Consider the following 24072-nt stretch of genomic DNA (forward strand, 5'->3'; position numbering starts at 1 on the left):
GACGCGGTCAGCGCGCCCGCTGCTGCCCCGCGCCTGATCAGCGCGCGCGCTGCTGGTAGATGAGCACCACGCCACGCTGGCCGTCCTTGGTGGGCTGGTGCGTGAGCCGCAGCTCCGCGCCGGTCCGTGAGTACAGCCCGGCCTCGTCGCCGCGCTTCCACCCGGCCTTCACCAACGCGTCGTCGTAGAAGGCCTCCACCTGCGGCCCCGTGAGCGGCACCTGGAAGCTGAGCGTGCGCGACCCTTCCGCGTTCACGCGCAGCACCCCGTTCGCCTGGGGCGGCAGCGGCGCGAAGTCCCCCGCAGCTTCGGGCGGACGCGCCAGCGCGTGGTTGGCCTCGCCCAGGTACAGCGTGGTGGTGCCGTCCTGCTGCGGCATCATCACCACCGTGTAGGTGATGCGGCGCTTTGGATCCAACGCGGTGAGCATCACGGCGTTGTTCGCGTACTGCGCCTGCTCCTTGCCGGGCGGCACGTAGAGCCCGCCGTCGCGGAACGCATCCGCGAAGCGCTGCACCAGCTCCCGCACGTTCTCCTTCACGTGCACCGCGCGCAGCGCCACGGGGATGCCGCCCGCCTCCACGATGTCGCTGGACTCCACGTGCGCGATGACCTGGAGCCTGGGCCACGCGAAGCGCGGCGCCTCCGCCACGCCCGCGTCCGGCACCACGCCCGCGTCCGGCACGCCCGCATCAGGGACCCTGGCCCCGGCGGACAGCGTCACCATCAGCGCCAGCACTCCGCCCGCCACGCGCCCGCGGACACCGGCCCGGCTCAATGCGGCACGCCTCCCAGCCACTTGTTGCGCCGGCCGTCGCTCCGGTAGTTGGGGGTGACGTTGGGCGCCACGAAGGGGGTCGTCTCCCAGACGGTCTGGTTGCCCGCGTGCGACGCGCCGATGCTCTGCTCGTAGTTGCTCTCCGCGCCGCGGAAGCTCATGAAGAACTGGTCCTCGTTCACGCCGCCCGTCGCGCCCACGCCCGCCAGCAGCGCGCTGCCGGCGCTGCCGCCGCCGCCGTTCTCGCGGTACACCCGTTCGGCCCAGCCGTAGTAGTCCACGTTCGCGCAGGGCCCGCCGGTGTTGGTGCTGAGCGGGCACTCGCGCCCTTCCGCCACGCCCGACAGGCCCCAGTCATCCAGCAACATGAAGAAGCGCCGGTTGCAGCGCCCGCCCGACGCGCGCCCGGCGGCGCACACGCGGAACTGGTCGCTGGCCAGCCGGTGCGACACCTTGAAGAACTCCGGTTCCATGAAGGTGCCCAGCCGCTCCGCGCGCAGGTTGGTGTACGCGGTGCAGGAGATGCCGTCGGACTGGGTGTTCATGGCCAGCCCCAGCGCCGCCGAGCCCGGATCCGCGTCCACCGGGCGGGTACCCAGGATGTCCACGGGACTGCCCGCGGGCCGCGTGGCCTCACAGTCCACCACCACCCGCGTGGCGCGCGCGATGGCCAGCTGGAAGGTCATCCTGCCGCTCGTCTGGCTGGCCCGGCCGTCGAAGTCCTGGTAGCGCCCGGAGGCCTCCGAGGACGCCAGCGCCTCCGCGTTCGAGCGCTGGAAGACGCCGTTCTGCGGGTTGTGCATCACGTGCCCGGTGGCCTCCCACAACGCGAAGTTGGCGGCCTCCTGCACCTTGAGCGTCAGCGCGCCCACCTCCGCGAAGTAGATGCCGAACAGGAGGATGGTGACGAACACCATGGACCCCAGCGCCGTCTCGACGAGCGCCTGTCCGCGGCGCGACCTGGAAGCGCGCGCGTGCATCAGTACCTCCCGCCCGTGCTGCTGCCGCCCCGGTAGCCGGCGTTGTCCAGCCGGCGCAGCGCGTCCGCGTGCTCGGAGAAGCCCGCCTGCTGCAGGCTTTGCGCGGGCTTGTCGTCGCGGGCGCCCTCGGTGCTCACCAGCGTGGCGCGCCAGAAGGGGTTGAGGAAGTTGGGCGGCTCCTCCCAGCCTCCGCCCACCGCCGCCGGCCGGGGCCGGTGGTAGTAGGCGAGCCCCGCGGCCAGCGCCACCTGGTTGCGCTGCACGTCCTCGCGGCCCGTGGGCTGGATGCGCCCGAGCGGCGCGGCGTTGTCGAACTCCTTCTCCTTGTTCGCGAACTTGAACGTGAACAGCAGGTTCCACGGATCCGGCCTCGCGCGGCGCGAGTCGCTGGCGTAGTCGCGCTGGAGCATCGCGTACAGCTTGGGCTGGCCGTAGTCGTTCTCATCCGCGTTGCCGTGCAGGAGCGCCGCGTTGAAGCCCACCGAATAGGGCCAGATGCCGGGGCACACCACGCAGGCGCCCAGCGTGTGGCGCTCGTCCACGGTGGTGTTGTTCTCCGCGCCCTGGCCGGGGGGCGGCTTGTTCGCGCCGTAGACGTGCTGGTCCTCGGTGGACTGCTTCTCGTCGGACATCACCCAGGCATCCGTCGCCGCGGCGGTGATGGGGGTGCCGTCCGGGCAGGTCTCCGTGATGGCGCGGCCGTGGTCGTGCGCCCACGAGTTGCGGCCGGAGATGGTCTGGTAGGTGGAGGAGTCCATCGCCCCCGCGTTGGCGTAGTGCTGGAAGCCCGGGTTGTGCGCGGCCGCGCCCGAGCCGAAGCCCGCGCTGCCGCTCGGGCGGTTGTGCACCCAGGTCCAGCCCAGGCTGCCCATGGTGGCGTTGCGCGTGGCGTTGCCCTGGCCGCCGCCGGTGGGCATCACCGCGCCGGAGGTCTCCGGCACCGAGCCCGTCTTCTCCTGCTGCATCAGGTCGTCGTAGCTGGAGCCGGAGGACGCGCCGCCGGACACCTCCGCCAGCGACTTGTTGGCGCCCTCGGGCGGAGCGAAGAGCTCCGGGTTGACCTCCTTGGCGATGAGGTTCGTCAGGCCCTGGTTCGCCAGGTGCGTGCCGATGAGCCGGTTGTAGATGGCCAGCGACGCGCGGAACATGTCGCCCGCGCGCCCCTGCAGCGACAGCGTCTGCATGGCCGCCGCCTGGTCCAGGCCGGACCACGCCGGCCCGGGCATGGGGCACGCGGACGTCTGCCGCGCGGCGTACATCTGGCTGCCGTAGCTGATCATCGACTGCGTGCCCGCCATGGCCACCATGTGGGCAATCTGGGCGCGGTTCATCACCGCGATGGCGTTGAACGTGCGCGCCGTGGAGACGGCCTGGCTGTAGGCCGCCGCGTCCGCGGCCATCTGGATTTCGACGCGCTCCTTGGCGCGCATGCCGAAGCCCAGCGTGAGCAGCACCATCAGCGTCAGGAGGAGGAATGTCAGCGAGAACAGCACCAGCGCCTGGCCTCGGGCGCCGGACTTCATCAGAAGCCGTGCAGGCTGCATCCGGCACCTCCATTGAAGTTGGACGCCTTCACCGGGGTCATCATCCGCATGGCCGCGTGGACCTGGATGGGGAACAGGTAGTGGCCCTGCGCGCTCCAGCGCACCATCCGCGCGCCCAGGTCGCCGCCGGGCCAGTCATCCGGCCCCAGCTCCACGTCGGTGTCCGCCCACCAGTCGGACTCCTTCTGCGCCGGGTTGAGCGGGTTGGCGTCCCGGTAGTTGCGCAGGTGGAACTGGGCCAGGAACATCCGGCTCATCACCCAGTCCGCGAACGGGATGCGCATGTAGTACCAGGCCACCATGCGGATCTCGAGCGTGCGCCGCTGCATCTCCAGGTTGGAGTCCGTGGGCGTGTCGAACAGCAGGTCCTCGTCGCCCGCCAGGCTGCGCACCCAGCTGGTGTCCGGGGACTCGCGGACGATCTCCACCATGGGCCCTTCGGTGAAGAGCGTGCCCTTGGAGCCGCGCACGCGCAGGTAGTTGCGCTTGCGGTCTTCAAAGGCGGCGGCCAGCTGCGCGGGCGTGCGGGTGTGCTCCACCGTGGGCAGCATCGTCACCAGCGCCGCGTGCGTCATCGCCTCGCAGCTGCCGTGGTTGAGGCTGCCCGCGCGCACCGCGCGGTACACCGCCACCTGCGCCAGGATGCGGCCCTGCAGCAGCATGAAGAGCTGCAGGGACCCCAGCACCATGAAGACCACCAGCGGCATGCACAACGCCGCTTCCACGGCGGCCTGACCGGACTCGTGCTGCCGACGCTGGGGGCGGGGGAAGGCCATAAGGGGAGGCTGCCTTCCTCCTAGATTCTCGATGATTGGGGAATCGGTCAAATGGCCGGAACGCCGCCAACGCCGATTCCATTATGACACAACTGTTTGCCCTACTTGTTGAGGGTGAACCCGCAGGCGGCGTCCAGCACCACCTTCGCCCCCGCGAGCGCCCCCAGCAGGCGCTCATAGTGATGGCGCTCCGCGTCAACCTGGGCCTCCACCTCTTCCGGGGGCAGTCCCTGGTGGGAGAGCGAGAGGCGCAGGCGGGCAGCGGCGGCGTCGCGCTCCGCCTCGATGGCGGCCCGGGCCTTCTTCGCGGACCGGGCCAGCTCCGCCTCGGCGGCGGCCTGGGCCACGGGCAGCGCGGCGTCCACGAAGGCGCCGAAGCCGGGGAAGGCCTGGTGGACCTCGTCCCCCTTCAGGGCCTTGCCGTCCGCCTCCAGGGCGGGGAGCACGGCCGGGTCGGCCACGGGGCCCTGGGGGCCGTCCACCACGGCGACGGGCAGCAGCGTGCGCGCCAGGAAGCGCGCCAGCTGGCGGCTGGGCACGCGGGCGCCGGGGGTCGTGTCCTGGGGCTCCGGGAGCTGGACGTGGAAGAGCAGCTCCAGGCCGCGCGCGGGCTTCTTCACGCCGCGCTTCTCGATGTGGCGGAAGCCGCTGCGGCCGTAGGGGCCGTCCTTGAGGAAGCCGAACAGCGCCTCCACCAGCGGGTGGCCGGTGGCGAAGTACTCCAGCTCCTCCGCCTCCACGGCGGTGTCGCGCCAGAAGGTGCCCAGCACGGTGCGGTCCTGCATCACGTCGATGCCGGGCAGCCCTTCGACGTTGAGCGCGTGGCCGAACTGGAAGGCCACCTGGAAGGCCTCCACCTGCTCGTCGGTGTCCACGCCGATGCCCACGCGGCGCGCCAGCTCCGTGACGGTCTCCTCCAGGCGTTCATCCAGGTCGCGCGCCACGCTCCACAGCCCGTCCTCCAGCGGCGGAGCCTCGTCCTCGGAGTCTTCTTCCGCTGGCTCCTCGCCCATGCGCTCCTGCGCGCGCGCCACCAGCCGGGCCACGGCGGGCTTGTCGAAGCTGCGCACGTCCAGCAGCGGGTCGTACGCGCGCTTCACCTGCTCGCGCGCCGCCTCCACGCGGGCCTTCAATTCCGCGGCGTATTCGACGCGCGCCTCGCGCGGCAGCAGGGCCAGGTCCGCGATGCGGTCCTCCACCTCCTCCAGCACCGCGTCCAGGCCGCCCACCGTCTCACCGAAGACGCCCACGGCGTCCGCCAGCAGCATCAGCACGTCCGACGCGAGCGTGCCCGCGGGGTCGAAGACGTGGATCTCCACCGGGTGCGTCTGCCCGATGCGGTCCAGGCGGCCGATGCGCTGCTCCACGGTGGAGGGGCTCCACGGCAGGTCGTAGTGGACCAGGTGGTGCGCGAACTGGAAGTTGCGGCCCTCGCCGCCCACCTCCGTGCAGAGCAGCACCTTGGGGCCCTCCGGGTCACGGAAGCGCGCCACCTGCCGGTCGCGCTCCACGAGCGGCAGGTCGCCGTGATAGCCCAGCGCCTCCACGCCCTCGCGCGACAGCTCCGACTGGAGCGAGTCCAGCGTGTCACGGCTCTCCGTGAACACGAGCACCTTCGCGCGCGGCTCCGCCTTCCAGATGCCGCGCAGCACGCCCACGAACGCGATGAGCTTCGCGTCGCGGCCGGTCAGCTTGAGGTCCGCGCCCTTCAGCGCCGGGTTGGACCTCACAGCGCCCGCGAACGCCGCGGGGCTGGACTCCAGGCGCCTGAGCACGTTGGCCAGCGGCGCGCCACGAAGCGTGCCCTGCGCCAGCGTGGCCAAGGCCGCATCGCGCGCCTTCAGCTCCTCCGCCGTGAGTTGCACCGGGTGCCGGTGGAGCCTGCGCGTGGAGAAGCCGCCCACCACCGCGCGCCGGTTGCGCACCAGCCGGTCCGACAGGCTGTACGTCTCCGCCAGGTGCGCGAGCAGCGCCTCCTTCTCCTTCAGCGTCTGGAGCCGCGCGTCCTCCGGGAAGCGCTTCGCCAGCGAGGCCACGGCCGCCTTCGCGTCCTGCCCCTCCATGAGGGCACGCACCGCGGTGGACAGCTCCTCCTGGCGCTGGAGCCGCGCCTCGAAGCCCTTCACGGACGGCGCGGTCGCCGCGTCGATGAGGGTGAGCAGCCCGTGGTACTCCGCCGGATCCAGCTGCATGGGCGTGGCGGTGAGCAGCAACAGGCCCCACGAGTTCGCGGCCAGCCCCTTCGCGGCGGCGAAGGCCTTCTCGCCCTTCAGGTGGTGCGCCTCGTCGATGATGACCAGGTCCCAGAAGGCGTCCTCGGCCGCCACCTCCTCGCGGTGCTCGCGCGTGCGGCTGAGCAATTCCAGGCTCGTCACCACCAGCGGGAAGCGCGCCCACGGGGAGACGTCCGGCGCCTCCTTCAGCGACTGCTCGTAGCGGTCCGAGTCCATCAGCGTGAAGAGCTGGTTGAACTTGTGGAACAGCTCCACCAGCCACTGCACGGTGAGGTGGCTGGGCGCCACCACTAGGCACCTGCGCGCCAGGCCCACCAGCCGCAGCGCGCTGAACACCATGCCCGCTTCAATCGTCTTGCCCAGGCCCACTTCATCCGCCAGCACGAAGCGCGGCCGGCGCGCGGACAGCACGCGCTGCACCACGCCCACCTGGTGCGGCTTCACCATCACCCGGCTGGCCAGGAGCGCGCCCAGCGCGTCGCCCCGGCGCTCGTCATCCAGCACCAGCGCCTGCTTGCGCAGCATGAACGCCTTCGCGTCCCCCACCCGCCCGTCGCGCAGCGTGGACAGCAGGTCGGAGCGCGGCGCCAGCGCGCGGACCTCGGACTCCGGCAGCTCGTCCTCCTCGCCCGTGTCCTCGAAGCGCACCACGTAGCGGCGCAGGCCGCGCGCGCCGGGCTCCTCGCCCAGGACGGTGGCCTTGCGCCCCTTCGGCGTCTGGATGGGTTCGCCCTTGGGCAGCTGGTAAGGCACCAGCGCGCCGCCGCGCGTGGACACCAGCACCGGCGCATCCTCGCGGGACGGGAAGGCGATGAGGGCCTTGGCCCCCTGCTCCTGCAGCGACACCAGATGCCCCACGCCCCATTCGGGCTGCGGGAGGTAGCGGACCTTCAGACCTTCGACGAGAGACGCCATATGCCGTGCAACACCCGGATGCGAGGAGGGGGGCGCTGCATAACGTCCCGGCGCCCGGAAGGCCATTTCACGAGCACCTCCTCCCCTCCCAACCCCTTGATTCCAGGCCCGAGTTCCCGGCGGTCCCAGGGCACTGTCCACCGCCAGACAGCCCCGCCGCGTCCTGCCGGCCGAAAACTTCCCGTCCTGTCAGGTAGGCTCCATGATTTCATGACAAACAGGTAAAAACAGGGTTATAGGATACCCTGCCCGGCAGTGCGATGTCGCTCACCCCACCTTTTCGGTGATGTTGAGGGTCCTTCTGCACAGAAGCGCTCGGTGCCGTCGGGGGGGAGTGCCACATGTTGCGACGTTGGACCTTCGCGCAGAGGGTTGGTGCGGGTCTGTCCGTGTGCCTTCTGGCCGGACTCATCCTGCTCGCCACCCTGGTGTCCGCGACCCACACGCTGGCGGTGGATGATGGGGCCTTCTTCCATCACGTCTCCGACATCCTCACCGGACTGCTGGGCCTGGGCGCCCTCGTCGCGCTGGTCATGGTGCTGCGCAACGCGCTGGGCCCCATGCACGCGGAGCGGCTGCAGAGTGAACAGCGGTTGCACCTGTTCATGGATGGCGTGAGCGACTACGCGCTGTGCTTCCTGGAGCCGGACGGCACGGTGTCCTGCTGGAGCACGGGCGCGGAGCGGCTCACCGGCTGGACGTCGTCGGACATCGTGGGCCAGCGCGCGGAGGTGCTGCACGTGCCGGACGCGGTGTCGCACGGCCTGCCCGCGTCCCACCGTGAGCGGGCCGCGCGCGAGCGGCGCCTGCAGTCGGAAGGCTGGCGGCTGCGCAAGGACGGCTCGCGCTTCTGGGCGGAGACGCTGCTCACCGCGCTGTACGCCGAAGGCGGCACGCTGCAGGGCTACGCGGAGGTGACGCGCGACATCACCGAGCGCAAGCGCACCGAGCGCATGCAGGCGCTGCTCGCCGAGGCCGGCCGCGTGCTCCAGCCCCAGGCCGGCGCCAAGGAGCTGGGAAACGCGCTCACCCGCTTGTGCGTGCCGGAGATCGCGGACGCGTGCGTGCTGTACCTGCCGGACGGCAAGGGCGACGTGCGCCCCGGCGCGGTGGCGTGCGCGGACGCGGCCACCCAGACGCGGCTGTGGGAGCCCCTGATGCGCCGGCCGTCACTGGACGAGCCCGGCCCCGCGCGCGTCGTCCACACCGGCCGCGCCGAGCGCTTCGCGGAGGTGGACCCGGACCGGCTGCCGCCCTCCTTCAGCGACAGCTCCTACGCGGAGCTGTGGCGCGCGCTGGGCGTGCGCTCCGCGCTGAGCGTGCCGCTCATCGTGGACAACCGCGTGCTGGGCGCGCTGTGCCTCCTGTCCACCCGGCCGCACCGCCACTACGGCGCGGTGGACCAGGCCTTCCTGGAGGAGCTGTCCGCCCGGGCCGCGCTGGCCCTGGACAACGCCCGCCTGATGGCGGCGACGCAGAACGCGCTGGAGCTCATTGGCGTGGCCGCGCACGACCTGGGCACCCCGCTGAGCTCGCTCCAGCTGCGCCTGCGCCGCGTGCGCCTGCAGTGCGCGCCCGCCCACGGCGAGGACACGCGCCTGCGCGAGGGGCTGCTCTTGGCCGAGGAGGAGACGAAGCGGCTGGGGCGGCTGGTGCACAACCTGCTGGACCTGTCGCGCCTGTCCGGCGGCCGGCTGGTGCTGGAGGCCCAGCCCATGGACCTGGCGGAGCTGGCGCGCGAGGTCGCCGCCCGCCACGAGGACCAGGCCGCCGCCGCCGGCTGCGCCCTCACCGTCCACGCCCGCAGCGGGGCCCGCGGCCGCTGGGACCGCCAGCGCCTGGACCGCGTCCTCACCAACCTGGTCAGCAACGCCCTCAAGTTCGGCCGGGGCCAGCCGGTGGAGGTGCATGTGGACGTGGATGAGGACACACACCGGATCCGCATGTCGGTGCGGGACCACGGCGCCGGAATCCCCGCGGAAGCCCAGCAGCGCCTGTTCACCCGCTTCGAGCGGGTCACAACGGACAGCCGCGCGCCGGGCTTCGGACTGGGCCTCTACATCGTCCGCCAGCTCGTCGAAGCCCACGGCGGCACCATCCGCGTCCACTCGAGGCAGGGAGAGGGCGCGGAGTTCACCGTCGAACTCCCTTTCACCCCGGAAACCCCGGCAGAAATCGTTTCCTCGATTCGCGCATGACCCTCCCGGGTGGGTTGCGCCCCAGCACCCCTTCCCATTCAGTCACGAACAGTCCGCATTCGCCTCTGACTAGAATTATTCTCAGAAGTTGAATCCTTCTGTTGATTGTGGATATTCTCCGTGCGGCTAGAACTGCTCGTTTTCGGCAAAAGCCGGATTTGAGCGCGACCCTCCGCCAGCGTCCCCCCGACGCAAGGGCACCCGGGTCCACTGGCCGCGACGCTGCTCCGGCAGCCGTCCGCACATACGCGTTCGGAGGAGTCCCCTCATGGGTGGAGCAGACAAGATTCAGGAGCGGTCTACGCGCACTTCGCCTCGCCTGTTCACGGCGGGCCGCGCGAGCCTGCTGGCCACGCTGGCCAGCCTGACGGTGGCGTGCGGCGGTCCGGAGTCCGCGGAGCTGGAATCCTCCGCCGGGCTGGAGCCGGAGCTCGCGGCCCAGGGCCAGGCGCTCTCCGACGATGCCTCCCTCAAGGGCGGCGGCAACGGCGCTTCCGCGCCCGTGGGCCTGGCGCTGGAAGTCGACAACGGCGAGGGCGTCCCCCTGAAGGTGAAGGCCGGGCAGACCTTCTGGGTGAACCAGATCGACCTGCGCGCCTCCATGCTCACCAACAAGGACGAGGGCGTGGACGGCCTGCGTCAGAACAGCGACTTCCTCGCCATCGGGTGGGCCGGTGTGCGTCTGGCGGACCAGGAGTTCGTGGGCCTGTCGAACGCGGACGGCACCTACACCCGCCGCCGCTTCTACCGCGACGCGGCGTGGATGAAGGCGACCAGCCTCTTCACGGTGGAGCCGGTGGACAAGCACGGCCGGCTGACGGGCGCGCCGGTGCTGCTGAACATCGGCAGCGACGACACCCGCCGCACGGAGCGTGACGACTTCTTCATCCGCCGCATGCGCGCCATCCAGTGGACGCGTGACTGCGCCTCGCTCACGGACTGCTCGGGCGCCCAGGCCTACGAGGAAGAGGCCCTGGTGGAGCTGCGCAACGCGTACGACCACGCGAAGCAGAAGACGCTCACCTTCACCTCACGCACGGTGGGTCTGCGCCTGCGCTGGAGCCTGCGCCCGTTCGCCCCCTACTTCATCCCGGTCACGCAGGTCTCCAAGCCGGAGTACGCCTACGGGTTCGGCATCGACATCAAGCCCGTGACGGCGCCCCGCAAGGACGGCACGTACGCGCCCGGGTCGGACGTCACCTTCCAGATGACCCTGAAGGACGGCAAGGGCAAGCGGCTGCACCCGGCCGGGAGCCTTCCAACCTACAATGAGGTCGCACCTCCGGGCGCTCCCGGCAATCCGGCGGGGATCCAGTACTATCAGGCCTTCTTCAACCCCACGACGACCTACTACCGCCGCAAGCACCAGGAACGGATGATGATGACGCAGCTCATCGGGCCGGCGCAGGACATCCAGCCCATCCGGAGCATCGTCGACCTGGAGGCCTTCCTGGATGACTCGCAGGACGTGCAGACCATCGCCACCCCGGCGCGCGACGGCGTCTACGCGCAGTTCATGACCTTCCCCCCGGCGAACAAGCTCTTCGGCGGCGCCTTCTTCCCCAACGACGGCCGCTGGGACGCGCCCGTGAGCGACACCTGGACCTACCACCTGCCCGCGGACGCGAAGCCCGGCACCTACCTGGTGACCGCCAAGGCGCGCCGCGTGTACCTGGGCGAGGACCGGCCGGCGTCGCGCACCATCGAAATCCAGGTGGGGACGCAGACGCACACGGAGGCGGTGCTGACCACCGGCCCCTGCAACACCTGCCACAGCAAGGGCGGCGAGCTGAGTGAAGTGCTGCATGCGAACGACAACCGCGCCGCGTGCGCGTCGTGCCATGCTCCGCTGGGCTTCGAACTGGAGGGGCCCATCTTCGTGCGCACGCACTTCATCCACTCGCGCTCCAACCGCTTCGACGCGCCCCTGGAGAAGTGCTCCTCCTGCCACCTGAAGCAGGAGACCACGCAGCGCACCAGCAAGGCCGCCTGCCTGTCGTGCCACAAGAGCTACCCCGACAGCCACGTGGAGAAGTTCGGCCCCATCGAGAGCATGTACGTCGGCGGGGGCCGCGAGTCGTTCCAGCAGTGCACCGGCAGTTGTCACAAGACACACCCCGGCGCCGGCTTCTAGCCGCCGCCGGTTCGCACGGAGGTCCTCATGGCGCACGTGAAGATGCAGACGGCTCGTTCCACCCTCACGGATCCGGTCGCCGTCGCCGAGGACCTCCTGCGCCAGTTACACGGCCCCCCGCCGAAGCTGGTGACGCTGTTCGCGTCCCGTCAGCGGGACCAGCGCGCGCTCAACCGCGCGGTGCGTGAGCGGCTGCCCAAGGACACCCGGCTGGTGGGCGCCACCACCGCCGGCGAGCTGGACAACAACGGCATCCACGAGAACAGCGTGGTGCTGGGCGCGCTCTCCGGTGACTTCGAGGTGGGCCTGGGCCTGGGCAGCGGCCTCACCGGGGACGCCATCGCCGCGGGCGCCATGGCCATCAAGCGCGCGTGCGAGGAGCTGGGCGTGCGCCAGCAGGACCTGGACGCGCGCCGGTACGTGGGCCTCGTGATTGACGACGGCTTCCGTTACAAGAAGGAAGAGCTGCTGCTGGGCATCCTGGAGAAGAACCAGACCCTGGTGCTCGTGGGCGGCGGCGCCAGCGATTCAGAGACGGACCCCGCGCGCCAGTCCGCGCTCATCCACGTGGATGGCGAAGTGGCCGGCGACGGCGTGCTGGTGGCGCTGTTCAAGACGAACGCCCCCTGGGCCGCGCTGCGCTCGCACTGGTACGTGCCCACCGGCGAGCGGCTCACCATCACCAAGGTGGATGAGACGCACACGCGCGCCCTGGAGATCGACGGCAAGCCCGCCGCCCGGCGCTACGCGGACATCCTGGGCGTGGAGAACATCGCGGACCTGGAGTTCGGCCGGCCGGGTGGCTTCGCGTCGCGCCCCACCGCGCTGAAGGTGGGCCGCGAGTACTTCATCCGCGCCGCGTGGCGTCCCCTGGAGGACGGCTCCATCCTGTTCGCCAACCTCCTGGAGGAGGGCAGCGAGCTGGACCTGATGAAGGCTGGCGACCTGGCGGGCATGACGCGAGACTTCTTCCGGGAGGAGCTGCCCAGGCGGGTACAGAACCCCCAGGCGGCCCTCCTGTTCCACTGCAGCGGACGCATGTGGTACGCGGGCGCCACGGGTACGGTGCCGAGCCTCTCCGAGGCCATGAAGCTCGCACCGTCGGCGGCTGGGATGAACGTGCAGTTCGAGATCTACTCGGGGTTCCACATCAACACCACGCTGACCGTGCTCGCGTTCGGTTCCAACTAAAAGACCATGGCCCACCACCCGTTCGACGTGGCCCACGCGGAAGCGCCCCTCGGTTACACCCTGTCCCTGCTCCTGGTGGGCAGCGAGCGTGAGACGCGCGCCATGCGCGACGCGCTGGAGAAGGAGGACATCCTCTCCATGCTCACGCTGGAGCCCGTCAGCACGCGGGAGGCCCTGGAGCAGGCGCTGGAGCGCCCCTGGGCCCTGGTGCTGGTGGGGTCCGAAGTCCCGGGCATGACCTGGGAGGACATCCAGGCGGCATGGGTGAAGCGCGGCCGGGAGCCGGCCTTCGTGGTGAGCGGGCCCACGTGGAGCGCGGACACGCTGTCCGCGGTCATGCGCGCCGGCGCGCGCGACTACGTCACCGAGGACCGCTACGGCCACCTGCCCTTCGTGGTGGCGCGCGAGCTGCGCCTGCACGCCGAGCGCGCCCAGCACCAGATGACGGGCGTGGAGCTCAAGCGCACCAACTACCTGCTCAGCAACATCATCGACGCGCTGCCCTTCGTGCTGTTCGTGAAGGACGCGGAGACGCGCCGGCTGGTGGTGGTGAACAAGACGTTCGCGGACGCCTTCAAGGTCACCAAGGAGTGGCTGCTGGGGAAGCTGGACCACGACTACTTCCCCAAGGAACAGGCGGACTCGTTCATCGCCATCGACACGGAGATCCTCGAGACGCGCCGCATGAAGACGTTCGAGGAGGTGGCCCGCGCGGACGGCGTGGACCGCATCTTCGCCACGCGCAAGATTCCGCTCCTGGACGACCAGGGCGTCGCGCGCTTCGTGATGGGCGTGACGGAGGACATCTCCGACCGCAAGCAGAACGAAGAGGCGCTGCGCGCCTCCCGCGACGAGCTGGAGGCCGCCAACAAGCAGCTGGCCGCCAGCCTGGAGGAGATCAAGAAGACGCGCGCGGTATCCGCCCGCTCCCTGGCGAGCTACCAGCAGCGCGCGCTGCAGATGGAGATCATCCGTCAGCAGAACGAGGACCTGGACCGGCTGGCCCAGGAGCTCTCCGTCGCCAAGCGCAATGAAGAAGAGCGCGCCCGCGAGGCGGAAGGGGCCGTGCGCCTCAAGAGCGAGTTCCTGGCGAACTTCAGCCATGAGATCCGCACGCCGCTCAACGGCATCATCGGCTACTGCGACCTCTTGATGCGCGAGGAGGGCAGCCGCCTGACGCCGCACGGCCGGCGCGACCTCAACGTGGTGAAGACGAACGCCAAGACGCTGCTGGCGCTCATCAACGACATCCTGGACCTGTCCAAGATTGAAGCGGGCCGCGTGGAGGTCGTCACCGAGCCGGTGGACGTCGAGGAGCTGGCCGACGAGTGCATGGCCACGGTGAAGGAGTACCTCAAGGGCAAGGACGTGGCCCTGACCGTGAACGTGGACCCCGAAGCGAAGGAGATCCGCACCGACGCGCTGAAGCTGCGGCAGATCATGCTCAACCTCTTGAGCAACGCGGCCAAGTTCACCGACACGGGCGAGGTGGCGCTCACGGTGGTGCCCGCGGGCGGGGGCGAGCTGCTCATGACGGTGGAGGACACCGGCGTGGGCATCCCGGCGGATCAGCTCGCCTTCATCTTCGAGAAGTTCCGCCAGGTGGACGGCACCACCACGCGCAAGGTGGGCGGCACGGGGCTGGGCCTGGCCATCGTGCGCGAGCTCACCCGCGTGCTGGGCGGCACGGTGGACGTGAAGAGCACGCTGGGCCGCGGCTCCACCTTCACGGTGCGGCTGCCGGACGTGCTGGCGACGACGGTGGGCGCGGACAGCCCGCACGCCACGGAGCGCCTGGTGCCCGTGCACGACGTGGCCCAGCGGCTGGCGCCCATGGCGCGGCCGGGCAGCACGGTGCTGGTGGTGGACGACGACGTGCTCATCCAGCAGCTCGTCACCGGCCAATTGGAGCCCGCGGGCTTCAAGGTGGTGACGGCGAACGACGGGCTCGCCGCGTTGAAGCTGGCCCGCGAGGTGAAGCCCCAGGCCATCCTCCTGGACATCCACCTGCCGCGCATGGACGGCTGGTCCGTCTTGAGCCAGCTCAAGAGCGACCCGGCGCTGGCGGCCATCCCGGTCATCCTGGTGTCCGTGGAGGAGCAGCGCGCGCGCGGCTTCAGCCTGGGCGCGTGCGAGTACCTGGTGAAGCCGGTGGAGCCGGAGCGGCTGGTGGAGGTGGTGCAGAAGAGCCTGGCCTCCGCGGGCGCTTCCGCCGCCACGGGCGACGTGCTGGTGGTGGACGACGACGCGGCCACGCGCGAGCTGGTCAGCCGCAACCTGCGCCGCGCGGGCTTCTCCACCAACGAGGCGCGCAACGGCGAGGACGCGCTGCTCAAGGCGCGCGTGTCGCCGCCGTCGCTGGTGGTGCTGGACCTGATGATGCCGAACCTGGACGGCTTCGAGGTGCTGCGCCGGCTGCGCGCGGAGAAGCTGTCCGTGCCGGTGGTGGTGCTCACCGGCAAGACGCTCTCCAACGAGGAGGAGACGCTCCTGCGCGACGGCTTCGCCGGCTTCGTGCGCAAGGGCGGCCACGCGCTGGAGGACGTCATCGCGCAGGCCAAGGGGCTGCTCATGTCCCAGCGGGCGGCCAGCGCGGGGAAGCTGCCTCGCGTGCTGTACGTGGAGGACAGCGAGCAGAACCGCGACATCGTCCGCCGCTACCTGGGCGGGCTGTATGACCTCATCGAGGCGGAGGACGGCGAGCAGGGGCTGGAGCGGGCCCGCAACGACGCGCCGGACCTCATCCTCATGGACCTGTCCCTGCCGCGGCTCGACGGCTGGGAAGTCACCCGCAGGCTCCGCGCGTTGCCGGATGGGCAGAATGTGCCCGTCATCGCCGTTACGGCGCACGCGGGTCGCGAATACCAGGACAAGGCGCAGGCGGCCGGTTGCACGGCCTACATGACCAAGCCCCTGGACCGCGATCAGCTCATCGAGACGATTCGTCAGTACCTAGGGAGAAGCCATGGCTGAAGCAAAACCGCGCGTCCTTGTCGTGGACGACGATCCGGACCTGCTCGACCTCGTGCAGCGCTCGCTGAGCGCGTACGGGTTCGATGTGCAGACCCACACGTCCGCCCTGGGCGTGTCCAACATCGTGCGCGCCTCAGAGCCGGACTTCGTGCTCATCGACGTGAATTTCCCCGCCCTCAAGGGGGACAAGGTGGTGGGGCTGGCCCGCCAGTACGCGCCCCCCGGCACCCGCTTCATCCTCTACTCCGCCTCCGACGAGGCCAAGCTGCGCTCGCTGGCCATCGCTTCCGGTGCGGACGGATACATCTCCAAGAGTGTCCAGGGCGCCGACCTGGCCCAGAAGCTCCACGCCATGCGCCTGAAGCCGCGGCCGGCGTCGCAGAACCGGAATTCCTCACCGGTTGAGAGCTGACTCACCCCCCGGGTACGCCCGACCCCTCGGGCTACCCCTCCCTCCGGACGGATGGGAATCTCAAAAATCGATAACCCGCAAGCCCGGTATGACTTGAAGTTCACCAAAAGGGCTGTAAGGTAGTCGCTTCTAGAGATTTACGCGCTCACTGTTCTTCCCTGCTGGGGCGCGCCTCACCCACCACGAACTGCCTGCGTCCCCCCGGAGGCACCTTGCATACGTCGACCGATTACAGCCACGCGGAAAAGCTGAAGCATGAGCTGACTCAACCCATGTTCAACGTCATGTTGAAGAAGTGGGTGGGCAAGGGCGAGCTGGACTACGAGCGCTACCTGCACACGGACACCCTGCTGGCGCTGCAGTCGCCGGAGGGCGAGCTGGTGTCCCACGACGAGCTGATGTTCCAGATCGTCCACCAGTCGCAGGAGCTGTACCTGAAGCTGGCGTCGCGGGAGATGGTGGAGGTGGTGGCGGAGATGGACCGCGACGCGCTGTGGGCGGTGGTGGCCCGGCTGGCGCGGGTGCAGAAGATCCTCGCGGGCATCAGCTCCGAGATGGCGATCCTGGAGACGATGACGCCGGCGGAGTACCAGGTCATCCGCCGCAGCCTGGGCAACGGCAGCGGGCAGGAGTCGCCGGGCTACAACACGCTCCGCCACGCGGCGGACGGGCTGGAGTCCGCGATGGAGCGAATGCTGGCGCGTCGCGGGCTGACGCTGTTCCAGGTCTATTCGGCTGGGGGGCCGAAGGACCTGCAGCACGTCTGCGAGCAGCTGGTGACGGTGGATGAGACGTTCCAGGGATGGCTGTACGCGCACTACCAGCTGGTGCGCCGGACGATTGGCATCGACCGCACGGTGAAGGCGCTGGACGGGCTGCCTTCGCAGGTGCTGCAGGCGCGGATGACGCTGCCGCTGTTCCGCGCGCTGTGGGACGTGCGCGTGGAGCTGACCGCGGGCTGGAAGCGCGAGGGTGGCTACGCGCCGGGTGAGTCGCGCACCGGTGGCGGCTGCCCGATGGCCGCGATCAACGCGATGAATGACTCGGCGATGCACGCGCCGGTGGCCCAGGCGCAGGCCGCGGTGGCCCAGGCGCCCATGGCCCAGGCGCACGTGCATCACACGCCCGTGGCCTACGCGCACGCCTCGGCGGCGCACGCGGCCCCGGCGCATGAAGCGCGCACCGGCGGCGGCTGCCCGATGGCCGCGATGCACGGGCAGCACGTGTCGGCGGCGCACGCCGCGGCGGCTCACGCGCAGCCGATGCCTGCTCACGCGGCGCATGCCGTGGCGGCTCATGCGCAGCCTGCTCCCGCTCACGCGGCGCACGCCGTGGCGGCTCACGCGCAGCCTGCTCCCGCTCACGTGGCGCACGCGGTGGCGGCCCATGCTTCGCACGCCGTGACGCACGCGGCGGTGCCCCACGCGCAGCCTGCTCCCGCTCACGTGGCGCACGCGGTGGCGGCCCATGCTCCGCACGCCGTGACGCACGCGGCGGTGCCCCACGCGCAGCCTGCTCCCGCTCACGTGGCGCATGCGGTGGCGGCTCACGCCCAGCCGGCTCCGGCTCACGTGGCGGCCCACGCTCCGCACGCTCCGGCGCCTCATGCCCCGGTGGCTCACGGGCCGCACGCTCCGGTGGCTCACGCTCAGCCGCACGCTCCGGCACCGCATGCGGCGGTGGCTCACGCTCCGACGCCTCACGGGCCGCACGCGCACTCGCACGCCGCGCATGCGTCGGCGTACGCCCACGCCCAGGAGCTGCGGAGACTGCCGTGACCATGGCGGCACTCCCGGGAGCCCTGCGCGCGGAGTACCCGCTGCTCCAGACCTGCACGTACCTCAACAGCAACTCCACCGGGGCGCTGCCCCGGGCGGCGGAGGGCGTGCTGGCGCAGTACTGGAACACGATGCGCGCGTGGCGCGATGACACCTGGGACACGTGGCTGTCCCAGATGCAGGCGTACGCGGACGGCGTGGCGGGCCTCATCGGCGCGCCCGCCGGCTCCGTGGCGCTGGACACGAACCTGAGCGCGCACCTGTCGCGCCTGGCCTCGTGCCTGGAGTTCACCGGAGAGCGCCGCCGCGTCATCGTCACCGACCTGGAGTTCCCCACGGTGCCCTTCATCTGGAAGGGCTTCGCGCGCTACGGGGCGGAGCTGGTCGTCGTCCCGTCGAAGGACGGCCGCGTGGATGAAGCCGCGCTGGAGGCGGCCATCGACGCGCGCACGCGCATTGTCTGTGTTTCACACGGCGCCTTCGCCACCGGCGCGGTGCTGGACGTCGCGCGCATCGCGAAGGCGGCGCACGCGGCCGGGGCGCTCATCGCCACGGACGCGTACCAGACCGTGGGCGCCGTCCCCGTGGACGTGCGCCAGCTGGACGTGGACTTCCTCCTGGGCGGCGCGCACAAGTGGCTGGGCGGCTCCGAAGCCGCCTTCATGTACGTGCGCCCGGGCCTGTTGCCCACGCTCCGGCCCGCGGCCACCGGGTGGCTGGCGGGCGCCTCGCCGCTGGGCTTCAAGGAGACGGCGGACTACGCGCCGGACGCGCGGCGGATGATGGGCGGCACGCCCGCGCCGCTGATGGTGCTGCTGTCGCGGCCGGGGCTGGAGCTGCTCAAGGGCGTGGGCATGGAAGCGGTGCGCGCGCACTCGCTGAAGCTCACGGACCGGGTGATGGCCCGCGCGGACGAGGCAGGCCTGCACGTGGTGACGCCGCGCGAGCCGCACCGGCGCGGCGGCGTGGTGGCGCTGCGCTTCCAGGGCGACGCCCAGGTGACGCAGCGGCTGGTGGCGCGCGGCTTCATCTGCAGCCACCGGGGCTCCCTGCGCGCCGCCCCGCACTTCTACAACACGCCCGAGGAAGTGGACGCCTTCATGGACGCCCTCATCGAAGAGCAGCGCAAGGAGGCCGCATGAGCATGGCGCCCTTCACGCGCGAGGCGCCCTCGCCCCGCGCCCTGCTGCACCTGCTGTTCAACGGCGCCCGCGCGCTGGACGTCGTGGAGACGGCCCTGAACCTGGGCCTGCTGGACGCGCTGGAGCCGGGGCCCGTGACGCTGGGCGAGCTGTCCGCGAAGCATGGCCTGGTGCCCAAGCGGCTCTACAAGTTCCTCGACTGCCTGGAGAGCCTGGGGCTGGTGCAGCGCGAGCAGACCAGCGACGCGCTGGAGGCGGCGCGCTACCGCGGCGTGCCCGGCCTGCGCGCGGCGGCGGAGGCCGTGCTGGGCGCGAACTCGCTGGAGCGCGACCGCGAGAAGTACGACTGGAAGGCCCTGCACGGCCGGCTGCCGGAGACGCTGCGCGGCCAGCACTCCATGTCCGCCACGTCGTTCGACTGGCCCCCGCGCACGCCCGAGCAGGTGGAGGGCTTCGAGGCCAGCATGGCCGCGGGCCTGGGCCCCATCCTGGAGACGTTCCGCACGCACGCGGGCGCGCTGTGGCCCTCCGGGGCGCGGCTGCTGGACGTGGGCGGCGGGGACGGCACGCTCGCGGAGCACCTGCTGCGCCAACACCCGTCACTCGCCGTGGACGTCTACAACCTGCCCGCCACCGAGGCACTCGTCGCGCGCACGCGCGAGCGCGCGGGCCTGTCCGACCAGCGGATGGGCTTCGTGGGCGGCGACTTCCTGAAGGAGCCCCTGCCCACGGGCTACGACGCGCTGTCGTTCGTGCGCGTGCTGCATGACTGGCCCGCGGAGGTGGCGCGGTCGCTCATGCAGGCCGCCTTCACCGCCCTGCCCTCCGGCGGACGCGTGCTCATCTGCGAGGAGTTCCGCACCCCGGAGCGGCTGGCGGCCCAGTTCTTCTGGTCCTACTTCCTCATCGGCGTGGACACGTGCGTGAGCCGGCTGCGCGAGGTGGAGTTCTACCTGGAGGCGCTCACCGCCTCCGGCTTCACGCACGCGAAGGTGCTCCCCGGTCCCTTCGAGCTCGTGGTGGCCACGAAGCCCTGAAGTCCTGCCCCGGGCCCCCTCCCCGGGGCGTCCTCCCCGTCGCCTACGGCCCTGTCCTACGCTGGACACCCTGGACCTTCCGACAGGTCACAGGGGGAGGCAGCGTGCGCAGACTGTCTTCCAGCCAGACGCTGTAAACAGCCAAACGCAGACGGGAGGAGCCTGTATGACAGGTCCCCGGTCACGAACGGGGTTGAAGGCGGTAGGGCAGGACCACGGGTGGGAAGAAGCGCGGGAGTCGCAAGCGCGGCGTGGTGGCAGACCGGCGGCGCGCACGCATCTGGAGCGCGAGGTGATGGTGCCGGTCGATGACGCCGTCCTCGTCCGGGGACGGCTGGCGGTGCCCGCGGGCGCCCGGGGCGTGGTGGTGCTGGCGCGCGGCAGCGACAGCAGCCTCCAGAGTCCACGGCTCGCGCAGACCTCGCGCCTGTTCCAGGCGATGGGGCTGGGCACCCTGCTCATGGATCTGCTGACCAGCGAGGAGATGGAGGAGCGCCGCACGCGGCAGCTGCGCTTCAACGTGGGCCTCTTGGGCATGCGCATGGCGGGCGCGGCCCGGTGGCTCCAGCGCGAGGGCCCCACCCAGGGCCTGCGCGTGGGCTACTTCGGCGCGCACACCGGCGCGGGCGCGGCGCTGTCCGCCGCGGCCTTCCGACCTGATCAGGTGGAGGCCGTCGTCTCGCGCGGCGGCCGTCCGGACCTCGCGGGCGCGGTGCTGCCCAAGGTGCGGGCCCCCACGCTGCTGCTGGTGGGCGGCGCGGACACGCTGGGCCTGGACATCAACCGGCGGGCCTACGAAGCGCTCCGCGCCGACAAGCGCATGGACATCATCCCGGGCGCCACGCACCACTTCCAGGAGGACTCGGAGCTGGAGCAGGTGGCGGAGCTCGCCGGGGAGTGGTTCCTCCAGCACCTGGGCGCTCCCCGGGACGCCGCGGAGGAAGTCGCGGCACAGTGAAGGCCGGGCCCGAGGCCCACGGGCCTCAGGCCAGCACGGGGCGCGTCACGCCCAGCTCGCACGCCAGCACCGCGAGCTGGGCGCGGTTCTCCGGCCCCAGCTTGCGGTAGATGCTCGTGAGGTGGGCCTTCACCGTGCGCTCGGTGATGCCCAGGTGCGCGGCGATCTTCAGGTTGTCCGCGCCCGCCGCCACGTAGCCCAGCACCTCGCGCTCGCGCAGCGTGAGCCGCGACAGCGCGGAGGCCGGCACCTGGAGGTCCTCCAGGCGCATGGCATTGGCGTGGAGCATGTCCACGGGCAGCAGCCGCTCGCCCCGGGCCACGCGGTCCACGGCGCGCACCACGTCGTCACAGCCCACATTCAGCTTGCACAGGTAGCCCGCCGCCCCCGCTTGGAAGCAGCGCTCCACCACGTCCGGCTCCTTGTGGCCGGACAGCACCAGCGCGCGCACCTGCGGATGGAAGTCGTGCAGGTACTTCAGCGCGTTCAGGCCATCCTCCACGCTCTCACGGCCCACATGCTCCAGCCGCAGGTCCACCACGGCCACGTCGGGGGCGGCCGCACGCAGGTTGGACAGGAACGTGCCCGTCTCCGAGCAGCGGGCCACGACCTTCATCCCCGCCCCTTCGAGCAGGATCGCAAGGGTCTCGCGGAACAGCTGCTGATCCTCCAGCAGCGCCACGCGAATCTCCCGCCCTGATGCGTTCAAATCCATGGATGTAACCCTTGTCTTCCCATCGCTTGTCATCAACCCCCTGGGAGGGCCGCTTGACGCTACGCCATTTCCCTAAGCCCTGGAACCGCTCCCCGCACCTCAAAGCAACCGAAGGACTTCAGCGGACATATTGCCGTTGAGCAGCGAGGCTGGGAGTGCGGTTGGGGGCGGCCTCATGAGGAGGCAATGGAGGTCCTGCCCGGTGGGCCCCCCTGCTGGGGACTAGGGGCTGTCCCTGATCCCCGGCCCGAAAATCAACCTGGTGGCTCAAACACCGGCGTTGGACCCGGCCTTGAGGGGCACGAGGAGGTTGCCAGCCAGCGTCAGGCATGATCAACGCTGGCTGTGCGCCGACATGAACTGAGCGATGCCGAGTGGAACCGCATCAAGCCCCTGCTGGGCTCGCGGAGCGGCCCACCCTCGAAGCGAGGGGACCGCGACTTCCTCAACGCCGTCATCTGGCGCGTGAAGACCGGGGTGCAGTGGCGGGACCTGCCCGAGAGGTTCGGCCACTGGAAGACCGTCTACAACCGCTTCCACCGCTGGGCGCAAGTCGGGCGCTGGGAAGCCATCTTCAAGGCCCTGCGACTTCCGGTGGATGAGCTCGGCTCGCTGGCAGACGCCTCCGTCGTCCGGGCGCATCAGGACGCCTCGGGCGGAAAAGGGGGGTCCGAAGCAATGCTCTGGGGCGTTCTCGAGGAGGTTTTTCAACGAAAGTTCACGCCGTCACAACGACGGGCGGTAAGCCGCTCCACCTCGCGCTGACGCCCGGCCAGCAGCATGAGTCCACGATGGCCGAGGAGCTTCTGGTGCATGCCGAAGGCGAAGCGTTCATCGCGGATACGGGCTACGACGCCGAGCGCATTCGCACCAACGCCCAGAAGCTGGAGATGAAGGCCGTCATTCATCCCCACCCCAGCCGCAAGCAGCCGCCGCCTTTGGACCGCGCCCTCTACCGGCTGCGCTACCGGGTGGAGTGCTTCTTCCACGACCTCAAGCGCTTTCGCGCCGCCGCCACTCGTTACGACAAGACGGCGACCTGCTACCTCGCCGTCCTGCACGTTGCTTCCATGCTTCTTTGGCTGCGGTAATCAGGGACAGCCCCTAGGGGGCTGTCCCTCCAGTGGCTCAAGCAGATACGGGAGCAGGTGGAGAACGAACTCCAGAAGCACGCGGGGGACGTGGACCTCCGCCTCGTTCAGGGTGACGCAATCCTTCACACATTCGCGCGAGTTACAGGGCGTGAGCGCCATTCCTTCGCTATCCTGTCATTCATGAGCAAGACCGAGGCGCGCGGAGAGGAGAACGCCTTCCAGCAGGCGGCCCGATTGGAACGCGAGGAACTCCATCGGTGTATCACCCTCGCTGCAACCCATTTCCAATCGCGTCTCTGGGACGAGGAGGAGGGACAGGAAGCGAGGGATTACATCGCCTCGCGCGGCGTCGCACCGGAGACTGCCCGGTCCTTCAGTCTCGGCTACGCCTCTGACTCGGGGACGGCGCTGGCGGAGACACTCGCACGCGCGGAACTCCTCGGCGCGGGTGAGCGGGCGGGCGTGTTGCGCCATCCGAAGGCCGGCGAGCGCCACACGGATTACTTCAAGCGGCGCGTCATGCTCCCGTTCAGCTCCCCGGAAGGACAACCCCTCTCATTCATCGGCCGGGACCTCCCTCCCCATCAGCGACGCAAGTACGTGGAGGCCCAGGCCTCCCCCATCTTCATCCGCGACACGACGCTCTTCGGGCTGACCCATGCCCGCGACGCCATCCGCGGCGAGGGCTCCGCCATCGTCGTCGAGGGAGGCTTCGACTGCATGCAGTTGCATCAGGCCGGCTTTCCCCACAGCGTCGGCCTCATCTCCGCAGCCCTGAGCACGAACCAGCTCGACCTGCTGCTCGCCGCGGGGGCCCGCGAGCTGGTGGTCATGTTGGATCCAGACCTCGGAGGCTGGCGAGGCATCCAGCAGAACAGCGACCTGTTGCTGCTCTATGTCCCGAGGACTCGCGTGGTGCAGCTCCCCAGCAAGGAGGACCCGGACGAGTTCATCCTCCGCGCCGGAGCCGGGGCCATGCGGCGCCTGCTCTCCGAGGCGCGCCCCCTCACCGACTACCTCCTCGCCACCGTCCTGCCCCAGGGGCGCGGCGCCTCCGCCTCCGAGCGGAAGAAGGCCATCGACGAGCTCACCCACATCTTCCTCCGGCTGCAGGAGGGCCCGGCGCGCACGGCCCTCCTGGAGGCCCTGGCCTCGCACTCCGGGCTCTCATGCCCGGAGCTGGAGTCGTTGCTGCGCCCCCAGGGATGACCCT

Annotated in this window: 16 protein-coding genes and 1 pseudogene; 11 read left to right on the plus strand and 6 right to left on the minus strand. The window is 70.5% G+C overall.

Annotation, left to right across the window (positions count from 1 at the left end):
* Window positions 1–37: 37 nt before the first annotated feature.
* From D7W79_RS02100 to D7W79_RS02120, 5 genes are all read right to left on the minus strand, one after another.
* Window positions 38–778 carry a hypothetical protein gene (locus D7W79_RS02100; RefSeq protein WP_244221554.1) on the minus strand — a complete coding sequence of 247 codons (741 nt, stop codon included), beginning with the start codon at window positions 776–778 and terminating at the stop codon, window positions 38–40.
* Entirely contained in the window at window positions 775–1758 is a 984-nt protein-coding gene (locus D7W79_RS02105; protein WP_120523643.1) for a hypothetical protein, read from the minus strand. Before D7W79_RS02105 ends, D7W79_RS02100 begins: the two co-directional genes overlap by 4 nt.
* Window positions 1758–3302, minus strand: a complete 1545-nt coding sequence (locus D7W79_RS02110; RefSeq protein ID WP_120523644.1) for a pilus assembly protein TadG-related protein — start codon at window positions 3300–3302, stop codon at window positions 1758–1760. The genes D7W79_RS02105 and D7W79_RS02110 overlap by 1 nt, the downstream gene beginning before the upstream one ends.
* A complete protein-coding gene (locus tag D7W79_RS02115) occupies window positions 3281–4078 on the minus strand; it encodes a TadE/TadG family type IV pilus assembly protein (RefSeq protein ID WP_120523645.1) in 798 nt (265 codons plus the stop codon). The genes D7W79_RS02110 and D7W79_RS02115 overlap by 22 nt, the downstream gene beginning before the upstream one ends.
* Window positions 4079–4179: 101 nt before the next feature.
* Window positions 4180–7227, minus strand: a complete 3048-nt coding sequence (locus D7W79_RS02120) for a helicase-related protein (protein ID WP_120523646.1) — start codon at window positions 7225–7227, stop codon at window positions 4180–4182.
* A 341-nt stretch (window positions 7228–7568) separates the two neighbouring features.
* Between D7W79_RS02120 and D7W79_RS02125 the strand changes: the two genes are divergently transcribed.
* The 9 genes from D7W79_RS02125 (at window position 7569) to D7W79_RS02165 (ending at window position 21050) form a co-directional block, all read left to right on the plus strand.
* Window positions 7569–9425: a sensor histidine kinase gene (locus tag D7W79_RS02125; protein ID WP_120523647.1), complete on the plus strand. Its 1857-nt coding sequence runs from the start codon at window positions 7569–7571 to the stop codon at window positions 9423–9425.
* 268 nt (window positions 9426–9693) lie between these two features.
* Window positions 9694–11559, plus strand: a complete 1866-nt coding sequence (locus D7W79_RS02130) for a cytochrome c3 family protein (RefSeq protein WP_120523648.1) — start codon at window positions 9694–9696, stop codon at window positions 11557–11559.
* A gap of 27 nt (window positions 11560–11586) precedes the next feature.
* Complete coding sequence (locus tag D7W79_RS02135; protein ID WP_120523649.1) at window positions 11587–12750, plus strand: FIST signal transduction protein; 1164 nt, start codon at window positions 11587–11589, stop codon at window positions 12748–12750.
* A gap of 6 nt (window positions 12751–12756) precedes the next feature.
* A complete protein-coding gene (locus D7W79_RS02140) occupies window positions 12757–15723 on the plus strand; it encodes a response regulator (protein ID WP_120523650.1) in 2967 nt (988 codons plus the stop codon).
* Window positions 15716–16135 carry a response regulator gene (locus D7W79_RS02145; protein WP_120523651.1) on the plus strand — a complete coding sequence of 140 codons (420 nt, stop codon included), beginning with the start codon at window positions 15716–15718 and terminating at the stop codon, window positions 16133–16135. The genes D7W79_RS02140 and D7W79_RS02145 overlap by 8 nt, the downstream gene beginning before the upstream one ends.
* 272 nt (window positions 16136–16407) lie before the next feature.
* Window positions 16408–17913, plus strand: coding sequence for a tryptophan 2,3-dioxygenase family protein (locus D7W79_RS02150; RefSeq protein WP_244221555.1), 1506 nt, complete (start codon window positions 16408–16410; stop codon window positions 17911–17913).
* Window positions 17914–17915: 2 nt separating this feature from the next.
* A complete protein-coding gene (locus tag D7W79_RS02155) occupies window positions 17916–19055 on the plus strand; it encodes an aminotransferase class V-fold PLP-dependent enzyme (protein WP_244221556.1) in 1140 nt (379 codons plus the stop codon).
* Complete coding sequence (locus tag D7W79_RS02160; RefSeq protein ID WP_120523654.1) at window positions 19052–20092, plus strand: methyltransferase; 1041 nt, start codon at window positions 19052–19054, stop codon at window positions 20090–20092. Before D7W79_RS02155 ends, D7W79_RS02160 begins: the two co-directional genes overlap by 4 nt.
* A 295-nt stretch (window positions 20093–20387) precedes the next feature.
* Entirely contained in the window at window positions 20388–21050 is a 663-nt protein-coding gene (locus D7W79_RS02165; protein WP_120523655.1) for a dienelactone hydrolase family protein, read from the plus strand.
* A gap of 25 nt (window positions 21051–21075) precedes the next feature.
* Here D7W79_RS02165 and D7W79_RS02170 read toward each other — a convergent pair whose 3' ends face one another.
* Entirely contained in the window at window positions 21076–21765 is a 690-nt protein-coding gene (locus D7W79_RS02170) for a response regulator transcription factor (protein ID WP_120523656.1), read from the minus strand.
* Between the two features lie 345 nt (window positions 21766–22110).
* On the opposite strand from D7W79_RS02170, the pseudogene D7W79_RS44720 reads away from it, so the two are divergent.
* Both D7W79_RS44720 and D7W79_RS02185 read left to right on the plus strand, forming a co-directional pair.
* Window positions 22111–22856 (plus strand): annotated as a pseudogene (locus D7W79_RS44720) (IS5 family transposase).
* Window positions 22857–23039: 183 nt separating this feature from the next.
* The gene (locus tag D7W79_RS02185; protein ID WP_147441769.1) at window positions 23040–24068 is read left to right on the plus strand and encodes a DNA primase; all 1029 of its coding nucleotides are present in this window, start codon (window positions 23040–23042) and stop codon (window positions 24066–24068) included.
* Window positions 24069–24072: the final 4 nt, after the last annotated feature.

Source organism: Corallococcus exercitus (assembly GCF_003611585.1).
Lineage (GTDB): Bacteria > Myxococcota > Myxococcia > Myxococcales > Myxococcaceae > Corallococcus > Corallococcus exercitus.

Excerpts from the sequence above, each read along its gene's own strand:
- D7W79_RS02105 (WP_120523643.1), bottom strand. The coding sequence starts at position 1,758 with ATGCACGCGCGCGCTTCCAGGTCGCGCCGCGGACAGGCGCTCGTCGAG.
- D7W79_RS02110 (WP_120523644.1), bottom strand. The coding sequence starts at position 3,302 with ATGCAGCCTGCACGGCTTCTGATGAAGTCCGGCGCCCGAGGCCAGGCG.
- D7W79_RS02115 (WP_120523645.1), bottom strand. The coding sequence starts at position 4,078 with ATGGCCTTCCCCCGCCCCCAGCGTCGGCAGCACGAGTCCGGTCAGGCC.
- D7W79_RS02120 (WP_120523646.1), bottom strand. The coding sequence starts at position 7,227 with ATGGCGTCTCTCGTCGAAGGTCTGAAGGTCCGCTACCTCCCGCAGCCC.
- D7W79_RS02125 (WP_120523647.1), top strand. The coding sequence starts at position 7,569 with ATGTTGCGACGTTGGACCTTCGCGCAGAGGGTTGGTGCGGGTCTGTCC.
- D7W79_RS02130 (WP_120523648.1), top strand. The coding sequence starts at position 9,694 with ATGGGTGGAGCAGACAAGATTCAGGAGCGGTCTACGCGCACTTCGCCT.
- D7W79_RS02135 (WP_120523649.1), top strand. The coding sequence starts at position 11,587 with ATGGCGCACGTGAAGATGCAGACGGCTCGTTCCACCCTCACGGATCCG.
- D7W79_RS02140 (WP_120523650.1), top strand. The coding sequence starts at position 12,757 with ATGGCCCACCACCCGTTCGACGTGGCCCACGCGGAAGCGCCCCTCGGT.
- D7W79_RS02145 (WP_120523651.1), top strand. The coding sequence starts at position 15,716 with ATGGCTGAAGCAAAACCGCGCGTCCTTGTCGTGGACGACGATCCGGAC.
- D7W79_RS02150 (WP_244221555.1), top strand. The coding sequence starts at position 16,408 with ATGTTCAACGTCATGTTGAAGAAGTGGGTGGGCAAGGGCGAGCTGGAC.
- D7W79_RS02155 (WP_244221556.1), top strand. The coding sequence starts at position 17,916 with ATGGCGGCACTCCCGGGAGCCCTGCGCGCGGAGTACCCGCTGCTCCAG.
- D7W79_RS02160 (WP_120523654.1), top strand. The coding sequence starts at position 19,052 with ATGAGCATGGCGCCCTTCACGCGCGAGGCGCCCTCGCCCCGCGCCCTG.
- D7W79_RS02165 (WP_120523655.1), top strand. The coding sequence starts at position 20,388 with ATGGTGCCGGTCGATGACGCCGTCCTCGTCCGGGGACGGCTGGCGGTG.
- D7W79_RS02170 (WP_120523656.1), bottom strand. The coding sequence starts at position 21,765 with ATGGATTTGAACGCATCAGGGCGGGAGATTCGCGTGGCGCTGCTGGAG.
- D7W79_RS02185 (WP_147441769.1), top strand. The coding sequence starts at position 23,040 with ATGAGCAAGACCGAGGCGCGCGGAGAGGAGAACGCCTTCCAGCAGGCG.